We start from the raw sequence: 13,368 nt of genomic DNA on the forward strand, positions 1-13,368 counted from the left end.
GCACAACCGAAAGTTGAAATAAAAAAGGCGCCGGTTTCCCAGGCGCCTTTTCCTGATTGGTTCCAATTGGCTGAGATCAGCCGTTCGCGACCTGCTTGTGCTGCACCGGATGGCTCTTCTTCAACAGGTCCGAGACCAGGAAGGCCAGTTCGATCGCCTGGTCGGCATTGAGGCGCGGATCGCAATGGGTGTGGTAGCGGTCCTGCAACTCCTCGGCGGTGATGGCACGGGCGCCACCGGTGCATTCGGTGACGTTCTTGCCGGTCATCTCGACATGGATGCCGCCGGGATGCGTGCCTTCGGCGCGATGCACCTCGAAGAAGGTCTGAACTTCTTTCAGAATGCGGTCGAAGGGCCGTGTCTTGTAGCCGGCGGCCTCGATCGTGTTGCCATGCATCGGATCCGAGGACCAGACGACGCTGCGGCCTTCCTTCTGCACAGCACGCACCAGCTTCGGCAGATGGTCGGCAACCTTGTCCGAACCGAAGCGGGCGATCAGCGTCAGCCGCCCCGGCTCGTTCTCGGGGTTCAGCAGGTCGATCAATTCCAGGAGGCCGTCCGGCGTCAGCGACGGACCGCATTTCAGGCCAAGCGGGTTCTTGATGCCGCGGCAATATTCGACATGGGCGTGGTCGGGTTGACGCGTGCGGTCGCCGATCCAGATCATGTGACCCGACGTGGCGTACCAGTCGCCCGAGGTCGAATCGACACGGGTCAGCGCCTCCTCGTAGCCGAGCAGCAGGGCCTCGTGGCTGGTGTAGAAGTCGGTTTCGCGCAGCGCGAAATTGGTTTCGGACGTAATGCCGACCGCGCGCATGAAATCCATCGTCTCGGTGATGCGATTGGCAAGCGACTCGTATTTCTCGCCCTGCGGGCTGTCGGAGACGAAGCCGAGCATCCAGCGATGCACATTCTCCAGGCTGGCATAACCGCCCTGTGCGAAGGCACGCAGAAGGTTGAGGGTGGCCGCCGACTGGCGGTAGGCCATTTCCTGGCGGGCGGGATCGGGAATGCGCGACTTCTGGTCGAACTCGATGCCGTTGATGATGTCGCCGCGATAGCTCGGCAGCGTCACTTCGCCCTTGGTCTCGTTGTCGGACGAGCGCGGCTTGGCGAACTGGCCGGCAACGCGGCCGACCTTCACCACCGGCTGCGCACCGGCGAAGGTCAGCACCACGGACATCTGCAGGAAGACCCGGAAGAAGTCGCGGATGTTGTCGGCGCCATGCTCGGCAAAACTCTCCGCGCAATCACCACCCTGGAGCAGGAAGGCTTCGCCGGCGGCAACCGCCGCCAACTGCTTCTTCAGCTTGCGCGCCTCGCCGGCAAAGACCAACGGCGGGAAGGTGGCGAGTTGGGCTTCCGTGTTCTTCAGCGCGGCAAGGTCCGGATAGGCGGGAACTTGCTTGATCGGCTTTGCTCTCCACGAATTCGGCGACCATTTCGTCATCGCTGCACCCAACGCTCTTTCCGGCGGACACCCTCGCCCGCCATTTCTCGCCCCAACTGGGGTGGCGGCTCCATACACGAAGCCGATTTCCTATTCTAGACCGGAATTGCGGTGCTGGCGAATGGCTGACGCGCCCAGGACGGCCCGAAAGGCGAGATCAGGCCGTCTTCTCCACCAGTCGCGCCAGTTGCGTCATGACCACAGCCGAGCCCGCCAGACGCTTCTCCGCCGTCGGCCAGTCGCGGATGAAGACCACGCTGTGGTCGGCCCTGATCTTGGCCAGCGCGCCCTGTTCGCCGATGTATTTGACAAGCCCGACCGGGTTCGAGAACTCGCGCTTGCGGAAATGGATGACGATACCCTTCGGCCCGGCATCGAGCTTCTCGACATTGGCCTTGCGGCACAGCGCCTTGATGAAGACGATCTTAAGAAGATGTTTCACTTCCTCCGGCAACGGGCCGAAACGGTCGATCAGTTCGGCGCCGAAAGCGTCGATCTCCTCGGTGTTTTCGAGATCGCCGAGGCGGCGGTAAAGCGCCAGCCTGAGCTGCAGGTCCGGCACGTAGCCTTCCGGGATCATCACCGCCGTGCCGACGGCGATCTGCGGCGACCAGCCGCCATCCTGCACCTCGCCGGAATCCTTCACCTCGGCGACCGCTTCCTCCAGCATCTGCTGGTAGAGCTCGAAACCGACCTCCTTGATGTGCCCGGACTGTTCCTCCCCCAGCAGATTGCCGGCGCCCCTGATATCCAGGTCATGGCTGGCGAGTTGGAAGCCGGCGCCGAGCGTGTCGAGCGACTGCAGTACCTTCAGACGGCGCTCGGCAGTGTCGGTGAGCTTGCGGTTGGCCGGCAGTGTGAACAGCGCATAGGCGCGCACCTTCGAGCGTCCGACGCGGCCGCGCAATTGGTAGAGCTGCGACAGGCCGAACATGTCGGCGCGATGGATGATCAGCGTGTTTGCGGTTGGGATATCGAGCCCGGATTCGACGATGGTGGTCGACAAAAGCACATCGTACTGGCCGTCATAGAAGGCATTCATGATGTCGTCGAGTTCGCCCGGTGGCATCTGGCCATGCGCCACCGCTACCTTCAGCTCAGGGACTGATTCCTTCAGGAAATCATGAATTTCCGCCAGATCGCTGATACGCGGAACGACATAGAAGGAATGGCCGCCCCGGTAGCGCTCGCGCAACAACGTCTCGCGAATGACCAATGGGTCGAAGGGCGAGATGAAGGTGCGCACCGCCATGCGGTCGACCGGTGGCGTGGCAATCAGCGACAGCTCGCGCACGCCCGTCAGCGCCAGTTGCAGCGTGCGCGGGATCGGCGTCGCCGACAAGGTCAAAACATGGACGTCGGTCTTCAGGTCCTTCAGCCGTTCCTTATGCTTGACGCCAAAATGCTGCTCCTCGTCGATGATCAGCAGGCCGAGATTCTTGAACGAAATTGCGGAGCCCAGCAGCGCATGGGTGCCGATAACGATATCGACCTGCCCTTCGGCAATGCCCTTCTTGGTCTCGGCTAACTCCTTTGAGCCCACCAGCCGCGACGCTTGTGCGACACGTATCGGCAGTCCGGAAAAGCGCTGCGAGAATGTCTTGAAATGCTGACGCGACAACAATGTCGTCGGCACCACCACCGCGACCTGAAACCCTTCCATCGCCGCGATAAAGGCGGCGCGCAGCGCCACTTCGGTCTTGCCGAAGCCGACATCGCCGCAGATCAGCCGGTCCATCGGCCTACCCGCGCCGAGATCGTCACGTACCGAGTCGATGGCCGTCTGCTGGTCGTCGGTTTCCTCGTAAGGGAACCGGGCGGCGAACTCGTCATAGAGGCCTTCGGCCGGCACCAGGGCCGGTGCCGCCCGCATCTGCCGCTCGGCGGCGATGCGGATCAGTTGTCCGGCCATGTCGAGCAGGCGCCGCTTCAGCTTCGCCTTGCGCGACTGCCAGGCGCCGCCACCGAGCTTGTCGAGCGTCGCTTCGGCCGTGTCGGAGCCGTAGCGCGACAACAGCTCGATGTTCTCCACCGGCAGGAATAGGCGGTCGTCGCCGGCATAATGGATTTCCAGGCAGTCATGCGGCGCGCCGACCGCTTCGATGGTGCGCAGGCCGATGAAACGGCCAATGCCATGGTCGGCATGGACGACAATATCGCCGGCCGACAAGGCCGAGGCTTCGGCAATGAAGTCGGACGCGCGCTTCTTGCGCTTCGAACGCCGGATCAGCCGGTCACCCAGAATGTCCTGTTCGGCGACGACAACCAGCTTTTCAGTCTCGAAGCCGGATTCCAGTGGCAAAACCGCCAATGCGGCCTGTCCCGGCTCGAGCTGTTCGGCCTCTGCCAGCGTCTTGACCTGCTTGAGATTGCCGAGACGGTGCTCGGCCAGGATCTGGCCAAGCCGGTCGAGCGAGCCTTCGGTCCAGCCGGCTATAACGACCCGGCGGCGCGCCGCGCGCTCGTCGGCTATGTGCCGGACGACGACATCGAAGACATTGACGTTCGGATCGGCTCGCTCCTCGACGAAGCTGCGGCCATGGCGCGAGCCGGCGTGGAAGACTTTCTTGCTCCCCAGGTCCGGCGCGTCGAACACGGTAAAGTCGATGTCTTCGCGCTCGCCAAGCGAAGCCTTCAGATTCTCCGGCGAGAGATAGAGCAGATCCGGCGCCACCGGCTTGTAGGGAACCGCATCCTTGAGCGCCGCGTCAGCCTGCTTTTTGCGCGCCTCGTAGTGATCGAGGATCAGCGTATGGCGCTCGGCCAGCGCCTCATGTGCCAGATGGTCGAAAACCACGGGTGCGTCGGGCAGGTAGTCGAACACCGTCTCCAGCCGCTCGTAGAAGAACGGCAGCCAATGCTCCATGCCCGCGAAGCGCCGGCCTTCGCTGACCGCCGCATAGAGTCCGTCGTCACGCTGGGGTGCGCCGAAAGCCTCGATATAGGAGCGGCGGAAGCGGCTGATGGTTTCGGGCGTCAGCGCCACCTCGCTCATCGCCTGAAGCGCCATCGACTTGCGCTGGCCGGTGGTGCGCTGCGTGGCGGCATCGAAGACGCGGATCGATTCCAGCGTGTCGCCGAAGAAATCAAGCCTCAGCGCCTCGCTCCAGCCGGGCGCAAAGAGGTCGAGAATGCCGCCGCGCACCGCGAATTCGCCGATGCCGCGCACGGTCGGCACCCGCTCGAATCCCGACGTCTCCAGCCGCGCGATCAACGCATTCATGTCGATCTGGTTGCCGGGCCGGGCGTGGAAGGTTTGGGCCTCGACAAGCTCCGCGGGCGGAATGCGCTGCAGCAGCGCATTGGCGGTGGTGAGAATGACCGCACGGTGCGGCTTCTTCGCCAGTGCTATCATGGCGGTCAGCGCATCGAGGCGCTTGGCGGCGGCATCCGAACCGGGCGAAACACGGTCGTATGGCAGGCAGTCCCAGGCAGGCAGTTCCAGCACAGGCAGGCCCGGCGCGACGAACGACAGCGCCTCGATGATGGAAGGCAGGCGCTGGCCGTCGCGGGCCACGAACAGCACCGGCTTGTCGGGTGCGATCTCGAGCGCCGTCTGCACCAGCGCGAAAGCCTCGTAGCCGTCCGCGACACCGTCAACGATGAACTGGCCGGCGCGGCCCTTCGGCAAGCCAATGGTGGGAATGAGAGCCATCAAATCACGGTCTTGTTTGTCGCAATTCCCATGGGAAAACCGCTTCGCACTTTTCCTGGAATTGCTTGTGTGTTCAGAAAGTCATTGTCCGGCGGGACGCCAGGATTTTTTGCAGGACGGCACAGTCGATCTCCGCCGGGACCGGGCGTTCGCCCGTGACCAGCGGCAGGAATTCCGTGTCGACAATATCGAGGAGCCCCTCATATTGGTCGATTTCCTCGGCGGTCAAGGTGCCGATCTCGGCATCGGCGAAGGTGCCGAGGATGAGGTCCATCTCGCGCATGCCGCGATGCCACGAACGGAACAACAGCTTGCGGCGATGCGCGTCCAGCCCCTCGCTTGATCGTTTCGTTCCGGTCATTGTGCCGCATCCTCGCTACAAGCGGCGCATATAGCGTGGATAGTGGGCGCTGTCAGCCTTGCGCTGCGGCCGTCGCGACATAAGCTGACATCATGCGTCCTTCCATCCTCGATCCCCTGTTTGTCCCGATCACCTCGCTTGCCGGCGTCGGGCCGAAGGTTGGCGCGCTGATCGAGAAGGTCGTTGCCGCCGATCTCGGCGACCGCGCCGCACGCGCCGGCGACCTCCTGTTCGTGCTGCCGCACACCGTCATCGACCGCCGAAACCGGCCGGGCATCGCACTTGCGGCCGAAGGCGCCATCGTGACGCTTGAGTTGCGCATAGACCGCCACCAGCCGCCACCGCGCGGCAACAGGTCGGTGCCGTACCGGGTGTACGCCCATGACGACACCGGCGAAATCGGCCTGACCTTCTTCCATGCCCATGCCGCCTATCTCGAAAAGGCAATGCCTGTGGGCGAGCATGTCGTGGTGTCAGGCCGGATGGAATGGTTCAACGGCCGCCCGACCATGGTCCACCCCGACCATATCGCGCTCGCCAGCGAAGCCGAGAACCTGCCGCTGGTGGAGCCGGTCTATCCGCTGACCGCGGGACTGTCCGGCAAGGTGCTGCGCCGTGCGATCGGCCAGGCGCTCAGCCGCCTGCCGGAGCTGCCGGAATGGCAGGATGATGCCTTCATGCGCCGCGAGAGCTTCGCGCCCTTCGGCGACGCGCTGACCCGCGTCCATTATCCCGCCGACCCGATCGATGTCGCGGTCGAAGGGGCTGCATGGCGCCGCCTCGCCTATGATGAATTGCTCGCCGGCCAGGTCTCGCTGGCCCTGGTGCGGGCAAAGGTGCGGCGCCTGTCAGGCCGCCCTCTCGTCGGCGATGGCCGCATCGTCGAGAAGCTGCGGGCCGCACTGCCCTATTCGCTTACGCCCTCGCAGGAATTCGCGCTCGCCGAAATCAACGCTGATCTCGCCGATCCGGAGCGCATGCTGCGGCTGCTGCAAGGTGATGTCGGCTCGGGCAAGACGGTGGTGGCGCTGCTTGCCATGGCACGTGCTGTCGAGGCCGGCGGCCAGGCGGCGCTGATGGCGCCGACCGAAATCCTCGCGCGCCAGCATCTGGCGACGATCGCCCCGCTTGCCGCCAAGGTCGGCTTGCGCGTTGCCATCCTGACCGGCCGTGAAAAGGGCCGCGAGCGAGCCGAAACGCTGGCGGGTCTTGCCAGCGGCGAGATAGACATCGTCGTCGGCACCCATGCGCTGTTTCAGGAAACCGTCAGCTTCCACGACCTGGTCCTGGCCGTCATCGATGAGCAGCATCGCTTCGGCGTTCATCAGCGGCTTGCCATCACCGCCAAGGGCGACGCGCCCGACATGCTGGTCATGACCGCGACCCCCATCCCGCGCACGCTGGTGCTGACCGCCTTCGGCGACATGGACGTGTCGAAGCTGACTGAAAAACCGGCCGGCCGCCAGCCGATCCGCACCGTTACGCTGCCGCTGGAGCGGCTCGACGAGCTGGTCGGCCGCATGCTCGATGCCGTCGCGGATGGCCAGAAAATCTACTGGATTTGCCCGCTGGTCGAGGAATCCGAAGAAATAAAACTGATGTCGGCCGAGGATCGTTTTGCCTCGCTGAAGCCACTGTTCGGCGAGCGCATCGGCCTTGTCCATGGCCGTATGAAGGGTGTCGAGAAGGACGAGGCGATGCGCGCCTTCAAGCAGGGTGAGACGCGCATCCTGATCGCCACCACGGTCATCGAGGTCGGCGTCGACGTTCCTGACGCCACGATCATGGTCATCGAGCATGCCGAACGCTTCGGCCTCGCCCAATTGCACCAGCTGCGCGGCCGGGTCGGACGCGGCGACAAGCCCTCGTCCTGCGTACTGCTGTACAAGGATCCGCTTGGCGAGACCGCAAAACGCCGGCTGTCGGTGATGCGCGAGACCGAGGACGGTTTCCTGATCGCCGAGGAGGACCTGAAACTGCGTGGCGAAGGCGAATTGCTGGGCACCCGCCAGTCCGGCACGCCGGGTTTCCAGGTGGCGCGCATCGAGGTGCACGCCGACCTGCTGGAGGCCGCCAGAGACGACGCCAGGCTGATCCTGTCGCGCGACCCCGAACTGCAATCGGACCGCGGCGAGGCGCTGCGGCTCCTGCTCTACTTGTTTGGCCGCGACGAGGCCGTGCGGCTCCTGCGGGCCGGATGAGGGCCCAGCGGCGGGTTGGCCAGGGTTCCGTTGATCGGCTCGCCGTTCAGCGTCACCAGTTTCGTCTTCACCTCGGGGGCCACCAGCCCGGCCGACACGATCAGTTTGGCGCCGTCCTCGATGGTCATGTCGAGCGGCACGATGTCCGACTTCAGAACATACATCAGGAAACCGGTCGTCGGGTTCGGTGTGCAGGGCATGAACACGGCGATCAGGGGGTCGCCTTCCCGGTCGAGCTTCTGGTTGATCTCGGTTTCCTTTTCGCTGGCGACGAACACCAGCGACCACACGCCCTTGCGTGGATATTCGACCAGCCCGACCTGGCGGAACATGTCGCCCTTGTTCGACAGCACGGTCTCGAAAATCTGCTTCAGCGAGCCGTATATGCCGCGCACCAGCGGCATGCGGCCAAGCAAGCGCTCGCCAAAGCCGACTATGGCGCGGCCGACAATGTTGGCTGTCAGGAAACCGATCAGCGTGATCAGGATGAGCGCGACGATGAGCCCGAACCCCGGAACCGGAAACGGCAGATAGGTGTCGGGGCTGTACCGCGCCGGAATATACGGTTTCACCCAGGAATCGACCCAGCCGATGAACGACCAGGCGATATAGGCGGTGATCGCCAGCGGGGCGCAGACGATGAAGCCCGTGAGGAAATAGTTCCTCAGCCGCGTCATGCCGGAAGTCTTGGGAGCGTCTGACATGGTTCACCGGAGGCGCTATTGCGACGCGACATTAGTGAACCGGAAGGCGCTTTGGAACTGCGAAGTTTTTAAAGGCGCCTGTTTACAAGCACCTATTCCACGGTCACCGACTTCGCCAGATTGCGCGGCTGGTCGACGTCGGTGCCCATGAACACGGCGGCGAAGTAGGCGAGCATCTGGATCGGCAGCGCATAGATGATTGGCGAGATGATTTCCGGCACATCCGGAAGCACGATCGTCTCCATCGTCTTCAGGCTCACCTGCGCCGCGCCCTTGGCGTCGGTGATCAGGATGATCTTGCCGCCACGCGCCGCCACTTCCTGCATGTTGGACACGGTCTTTTCGAAGATGCGGTCGTGCGGCGCGATCACGATCACCGGCATGTTCTCGTCGATCAGCGCGATCGGCCCATGCTTCAACTCCCCCGCGGCATAGCCTTCGGCGTGGATGTAGGAAATTTCCTTGAGCTTCAGCGCGCCTTCCATGGCGAGCGGGAAATTGGTGTCCCGTCCGAGATAGAGCACGTCCTTGTAACGCGACAGTTCCCGGGCGATCCGTTCGATCTGCTCCTCGAGCTTGAGCACCTGGTTGGCATAGCGCGGCGCTTCCGAAAGCGCTCGCACCAGCGTTTTCTCTTGCTCCTTCGAGATCGCTCCGCGCGCCACGCCGGCGCGCACGGCAAGCGACGCGAGCACGGACAACTGGCAGGTGAAAGCCTTGGTCGAAGCGACGCCAATCTCTGGCCCGGCCAGCGTCGGCAGCACGACGTCGGATTCGCGAGCCATGGTCGATTCCCGCACATTGACGACGGCGCCGATCTTCATCCCGGCCTTGCGGCAATAGCGCAAGGAGGCGAGTGTATCGGCGGTCTCGCCCGACTGCGAGATGAAGAAGGCGGCGTCGTTGGCCGACAACGGCATCTCGCGGTAACGGAATTCCGACGCGACATCGATATCGACCGGGAGCCGCGCATAGCGCTCGAACCAGTATTTGCCGATCAAGCCGGCGAGATAGGCGGTGCCGCAGGCGGAGATCGCCAGCCGGCCGATCTTGGCGAAGTCGAATGGCAGATCGAGCGGCTTGGAGACACCGGAGACGAAGTCCACATAATGAGCCAGCGTGTGCGAGATCACCTCGGGCTGCTCATGGATCTCCTTCTCCATGAAATGGCGGCGGTTGCCCTTGTCGACCATGAAGCTGGTCGACAGCGACTGCTGGCGCTTGCGGTCGACCTTTTTGCCGTCGATGTCGAAGATGGCGACGCCGTCGCGGCGCACCACCGCCCAGTCGCCGTCCTCGAGATAGGTGATCGAATTGGTGAACGGAGCGAGCGCGATGGCGTCGGATCCCAAAAACATCTCTCCATCGCCATGGCCAACGGCCAAAGGCGGGCCATTGCGCGCACCGACGATCAGGTCCTCGTCACCCTTGAACATGATGGCCAGCGCAAAGGCGCCTTCCAGCCGCTTCAGCGCCTTGTGCGCGGCCTCGACCGGCTTCAACCCTTTGGCAAGCTCGCGCGCTACCAGGTGAGCAACAACCTCGGTATCGGTCTGCGACGAGAAGGAATAGCCGTCGCGGATCAGCTCCTCGCGCAATTCGGCGAAATTCTCGATGATGCCGTTGTGGACGATGGCGACGCCGTCCGAAAAATGCGGGTGGGCATTGGTCTCGTTGGGCACGCCGTGGGTTGCCCAGCGCGTATGGCCGATACCGATCATGCCGTCGAGCGGCTCATCCTTTAGCCGGCGTTCGAGGTTGACCAGCTTGCCCTCGGCACGGCGGCGGCCGAGCTCGCCCTTCTCGATGGTGGCGACGCCGGCGGAGTCATAGCCGCGATATTCGAGCCGCTTCAGTGCGTCGACGATGAGCGGCGCAACCTGCGAGTGGCCGACGATTCCAACGATACCGCACATGCAGACAGTCCCCGATTGCCAACGGAAAACCAGCGATATTTAGGCGTGGCCGGCCTGCCGCGAAAGTCACATTGCATTTCGCCCGCTGTAACGGACGCTTCAGCAGGCATGCACCATGACAGCCCGCTCTTGCAATCCAGTTACTGCAATCATTCGGCTTTTCGATGGCTTCGGCGAGAAAGCAGACCGTCGACCCAATCGCTAATGGTCGGCGCCAGCCGCTTTCTTCTTCGCGGCCGCCGCGGAAGCAAAGCGTTCGCGCAATTCCTTGCCTTTGCCGGGGATCGTCTTCTGGCGGGCGCGGCCGAAGGCCAGCGCATCGTCGGGTACGCTTTCGGTGATGACGCTGCCCGAGGCGATGTAGCCGCCCTTGCCGATCGACACCGGCGCCACGAGCGAGGAATTGGAGCCGATGAAGGCGCCCTCGCCGATGTCCGTGAAGAACTTTGAGTAGCCGTCGTAGTTGCAGGTGATGGTGCCCGCCCCGATATTGGCGCCCGCGCCGACACGCGCGTCGCCGATATAGGTCAAATGGTTGACCTTGGCGCCGTCCTCGATAACGGCTTGCTTGACCTCGCAGAAATTGCCGACCTTGGCCTTGTTTCTGAGATCGGCGCCTGGCCGCAGCCGTGCGAACGGCCCGACATCGCAATTGGACCCGATGGTGGCGCCCTCGATGTGGCTGAAGGCGTGGATTTTAGCGCCGCCGGCGATCCTCACGCCCGGACCAAACCAGACGTTGGGTTCGACGATGGTGTCTGCGCCGATGTCGGTGTCGTACGAGAAGAACACGGTTTCCGGGGCGATCAGCGTCACGCCCGACAGCATCGCGTCATGGCGCCGGCGCTGTTGCCAGATGGCTTCGGCTTGCGCCAGTTCGGCGCGATTGTTGATGCCGAGCGCGCTTTCGAAGCTAGCTTCGGTGGCAACGACATCGAGACTTTGTGCACTGGCGATCTCGACGATATCGGTCAGATAATACTCGCCCTTGGCATTCTTGTTGCCGACCGCGTCGAGCAGTGTCAGCGCGTGCGCGCCGGCCACCGCCATCATGCCGGCATTGCAGAAGCCGATTTTCTTCTCCTCTTCGGAGCAGTCCTTTTCCTCGCGGATAGCCGTGAGCTTGCCATCCTTTTCGATCAACCGGCCATAGCCGGTCGGATTGGGTGGGCGGAATCCGATCACCACGACGGCAGCACCTTCCGCCAATCTCAGCCGCGCCATCGTGAGCGCTTCCGCATCGATCAGCGGCGTGTCGCCGAACATCACCAGGATGTCGTCATAACCCCTTGATATAGCTTCACGTGCGGCAAGAACAGCATGCGCCGTACCCAAGCGCTCTTCCTGCACGAAGGTTTCGGCCTTGGGTGAAAATTTCGCTACCGCCTTGCGCATCTCTTCCGCTCCATGTCCGATGACGATCGCATCGCTGCTGGCGCCGGCGGCGTCGGCCGCCTTCACCACGTGAGCGACCATCGGCAGGCCCGCGATCTGGTGCAGCACCTTCGGCAGCGCGCTCTTCATGCGCGTGCCTTCGCCGGCGGCGAGGATGACGGACAGGCAGGATCTCTGGCTCATGGACGGGCAACCGTATGAAAGGGTTGGGAATCAAGACACGATAGCAGTGGCGCCATGCTGCACCAATGCGGTTAAATTCCGGTGAGATGATAAAGCAGCTGACTCTTAATCAGCGGGTCCTCAGTTGAAATCCCGCACCTCACCGCAAGTCGACAAGCGTCAGCCCAGCCGCCCCAGCACCGGGAAATTTTCCAACAACCAGTAGGACACCGTCTGCACGCCACCGGTGAGGAAAAAGACGCCAGCGACCACCAGCAGTGCGCCGATGGCCTTTTCGACGCGGCCGAGATGGACGCGAAATTTGCCGAGGAAGCGCATGAAGGCGCCGGAGAACAGCGCCGCGATCAGGAACGGGATGCCAAGTCCGAGCGAATAGGCGGCGAGCAGCAGCGCGCCCTCGCCCACCGTTTCGCGGCCGCCGGCCAGGGTCAGGATCGGCCCCAGCACCGGGCCGATACAGGGGGTCCAGCCGAAGGCAAAGGCGAGCCCCATGACATAGGCGGCGATAGCATTTGCCGGCTTGCCCTGCGACTGGAAACGCGCCTCGCGCGACAACAGCGGAATACGCAGGATGCCGAGGAAATTCAGGCCCATCAGGATGATCAGCACGCCGGCGCCCATCGCCAGCGGCTCCTGCCAGACGCGCAGCAGCCGACCGATGGTCGACGCGCCGGCGCCTAGCGCCACGAACACGGTGGAAAAACCGAGCACGAAGGCGATCGAGGAATAGAGCAGCGCGCCGCGCGCGCCCTCGCGTGCCGTCGCACCTGCATTGCCGCGGAAATCGTCGACGGAGACGCCGGCCATGTAGCAGAGATAAGGCGGCACCAGCGGCAGCACGCATGGCGAGAGGAACGAGATGGCCCCCGCCCCGACCGCGCTGACATAGCCGATATCCAATGCCATTCCAAAACTCCAACCTTTGGCGACGATATAGCGGCACGCCGGTTTGTCCGCCAATCACCATCGTGTGGTAAGTCATCGCGGGCGGGGAAGAAAGCATCCGCGCAGGGCGTTGACACGACGAGGCCGCGATTTCCCGCGCGCCTTCGAATATCAGCCACGGAGATTTCCATGAAAACGACAACCGCAGCGCTGGCCGCGCTCCTGCTCAGCAGCGCCGTATCCTTTGCCGCCGAAGCGTGGAAGGAAGCCGAGGTCAATGGCGCCAAGATCTACACCGACGCCAACGGCATGACGCTTTACACCTATGACAAGGACGAAAAGGGCAAGACCAACTGCTACGACAAGTGCGCCGCCAACTGGCCGCCGCTGAAGGCCAAGGCCGGCGCCAAGGCGGACGATGAATGGAGCGTCGTCGACCGTACCGACGGCACCAAGATGTGGGCCTATGACGGCAAGCCGGTCTACACCTTCATCAAGGACAAGAAGGCCGGCGACGTGACGGGTGATGGCGTCGCCGGCGTCTGGCACGTCGTCAAGGCGGACTGAGTTTCCCATCGGGAGTTCCGCCAAACGGGACTTCTCAACGGCCGCCGGGCA

General features: G+C 63.5%; 9 protein-coding genes. 2 read left to right on the plus strand and 7 right to left on the minus strand.

Going from position 1 to position 13,368, the window contains the following annotated elements; translation table 11 throughout:
* Nucleotides 1-76: 76 nt before the first annotated feature.
* From AC3CB8_RS20950 to AC3CB8_RS20960, 3 genes are all read right to left on the minus strand, one after another.
* On the minus strand, nucleotides 77-1,450 hold the full coding sequence (locus AC3CB8_RS20950; RefSeq protein WP_015317645.1) for a class II 3-deoxy-7-phosphoheptulonate synthase: 1,374 nt from the start codon (nucleotides 1,448-1,450) through the stop codon (nucleotides 77-79).
* A gap of 157 nt (nucleotides 1,451-1,607) precedes the next feature.
* Nucleotides 1,608-5,105 carry a transcription-repair coupling factor gene (gene mfd / locus AC3CB8_RS20955; RefSeq protein ID WP_023770077.1) on the minus strand — a complete coding sequence of 1,166 codons (3,498 nt, stop codon included), beginning with the start codon at nucleotides 5,103-5,105 and terminating at the stop codon, nucleotides 1,608-1,610.
* A gap of 73 nt (nucleotides 5,106-5,178) precedes the next feature.
* Nucleotides 5,179-5,466 (minus strand): succinate dehydrogenase assembly factor 2, encoded by a 288-nt coding sequence (locus AC3CB8_RS20960; protein ID WP_023770076.1) that lies wholly within the window; start codon nucleotides 5,464-5,466, stop codon nucleotides 5,179-5,181.
* A 92-nt stretch (nucleotides 5,467-5,558) separates the two neighbouring features.
* Here AC3CB8_RS20960 and recG point away from each other — a divergent pair, with 92 nt between their 5' ends.
* Entirely contained in the window at nucleotides 5,559-7,667 is a 2,109-nt protein-coding gene (gene recG, locus AC3CB8_RS20965) for an ATP-dependent DNA helicase RecG (RefSeq protein WP_352565250.1), read from the plus strand.
* Here the strand turns inward: recG and AC3CB8_RS20970 are convergent.
* The 4 genes from AC3CB8_RS20970 to AC3CB8_RS20985 form a co-directional block, all read right to left on the minus strand.
* Complete coding sequence (locus tag AC3CB8_RS20970; RefSeq protein WP_352565248.1) at nucleotides 7,619-8,371, minus strand: DUF502 domain-containing protein; 753 nt, start codon at nucleotides 8,369-8,371, stop codon at nucleotides 7,619-7,621. The two genes, recG and AC3CB8_RS20970, sit on opposite strands and share 49 nt — an antisense overlap.
* A gap of 92 nt (nucleotides 8,372-8,463) precedes the next feature.
* Nucleotides 8,464-10,287 carry a glutamine--fructose-6-phosphate transaminase (isomerizing) gene (gene glmS, locus AC3CB8_RS20975; RefSeq protein ID WP_352565246.1) on the minus strand — a complete coding sequence of 608 codons (1,824 nt, stop codon included), beginning with the start codon at nucleotides 10,285-10,287 and terminating at the stop codon, nucleotides 8,464-8,466.
* 201 nt (nucleotides 10,288-10,488) lie between these two features.
* The gene (gene glmU / locus AC3CB8_RS20980) at nucleotides 10,489-11,865 is read right to left on the minus strand and encodes a bifunctional UDP-N-acetylglucosamine diphosphorylase/glucosamine-1-phosphate N-acetyltransferase GlmU (RefSeq protein ID WP_352565244.1); all 1,377 of its coding nucleotides are present in this window, start codon (nucleotides 11,863-11,865) and stop codon (nucleotides 10,489-10,491) included.
* 159 nt (nucleotides 11,866-12,024) lie between these two features.
* Nucleotides 12,025-12,771, minus strand: a complete 747-nt coding sequence (locus AC3CB8_RS20985) for a cytochrome c biogenesis CcdA family protein (RefSeq protein ID WP_023770071.1) — start codon at nucleotides 12,769-12,771, stop codon at nucleotides 12,025-12,027.
* Nucleotides 12,772-12,939: 168 nt separating this feature from the next.
* Here AC3CB8_RS20985 and AC3CB8_RS20990 point away from each other — a divergent pair, with 168 nt between their 5' ends.
* Entirely contained in the window at nucleotides 12,940-13,317 is a 378-nt protein-coding gene (locus AC3CB8_RS20990) for a COG4315 family predicted lipoprotein (protein ID WP_352726462.1), read from the plus strand.
* The last annotated feature ends 51 nt before the right edge of the window (nucleotides 13,318-13,368 follow it).

The organism is Mesorhizobium sp. P160927 (genome assembly GCF_057766385.1).

What these genes read in the sequence shown, in the direction of transcription:
- AC3CB8_RS20990 (WP_352726462.1), top strand. Translation starts at nt 12,940, where the DNA reads ATGAAAACGACAACCGCAGCGCTGGCCGCGCTCCTGCTCAGCAGCGCC.
- glmS (WP_352565246.1), bottom strand. Translation starts at nt 10,287, where the DNA reads ATGTGCGGTATCGTTGGAATCGTCGGCCACTCGCAGGTTGCGCCGCTC.
- mfd (WP_023770077.1), bottom strand. Translation starts at nt 5,105, where the DNA reads ATGGCTCTCATTCCCACCATTGGCTTGCCGAAGGGCCGCGCCGGCCAG.
- AC3CB8_RS20960 (WP_023770076.1), bottom strand. Translation starts at nt 5,466, where the DNA reads ATGACCGGAACGAAACGATCAAGCGAGGGGCTGGACGCGCATCGCCGC.
- recG (WP_352565250.1), top strand. Translation starts at nt 5,559, where the DNA reads ATGCGTCCTTCCATCCTCGATCCCCTGTTTGTCCCGATCACCTCGCTT.
- glmU (WP_352565244.1), bottom strand. Translation starts at nt 11,865, where the DNA reads ATGAGCCAGAGATCCTGCCTGTCCGTCATCCTCGCCGCCGGCGAAGGC.
- AC3CB8_RS20985 (WP_023770071.1), bottom strand. Translation starts at nt 12,771, where the DNA reads ATGGCATTGGATATCGGCTATGTCAGCGCGGTCGGGGCGGGGGCCATC.
- AC3CB8_RS20970 (WP_352565248.1), bottom strand. Translation starts at nt 8,371, where the DNA reads ATGTCAGACGCTCCCAAGACTTCCGGCATGACGCGGCTGAGGAACTAT.
- AC3CB8_RS20950 (WP_015317645.1), bottom strand. Translation starts at nt 1,450, where the DNA reads ATGACGAAATGGTCGCCGAATTCGTGGAGAGCAAAGCCGATCAAGCAA.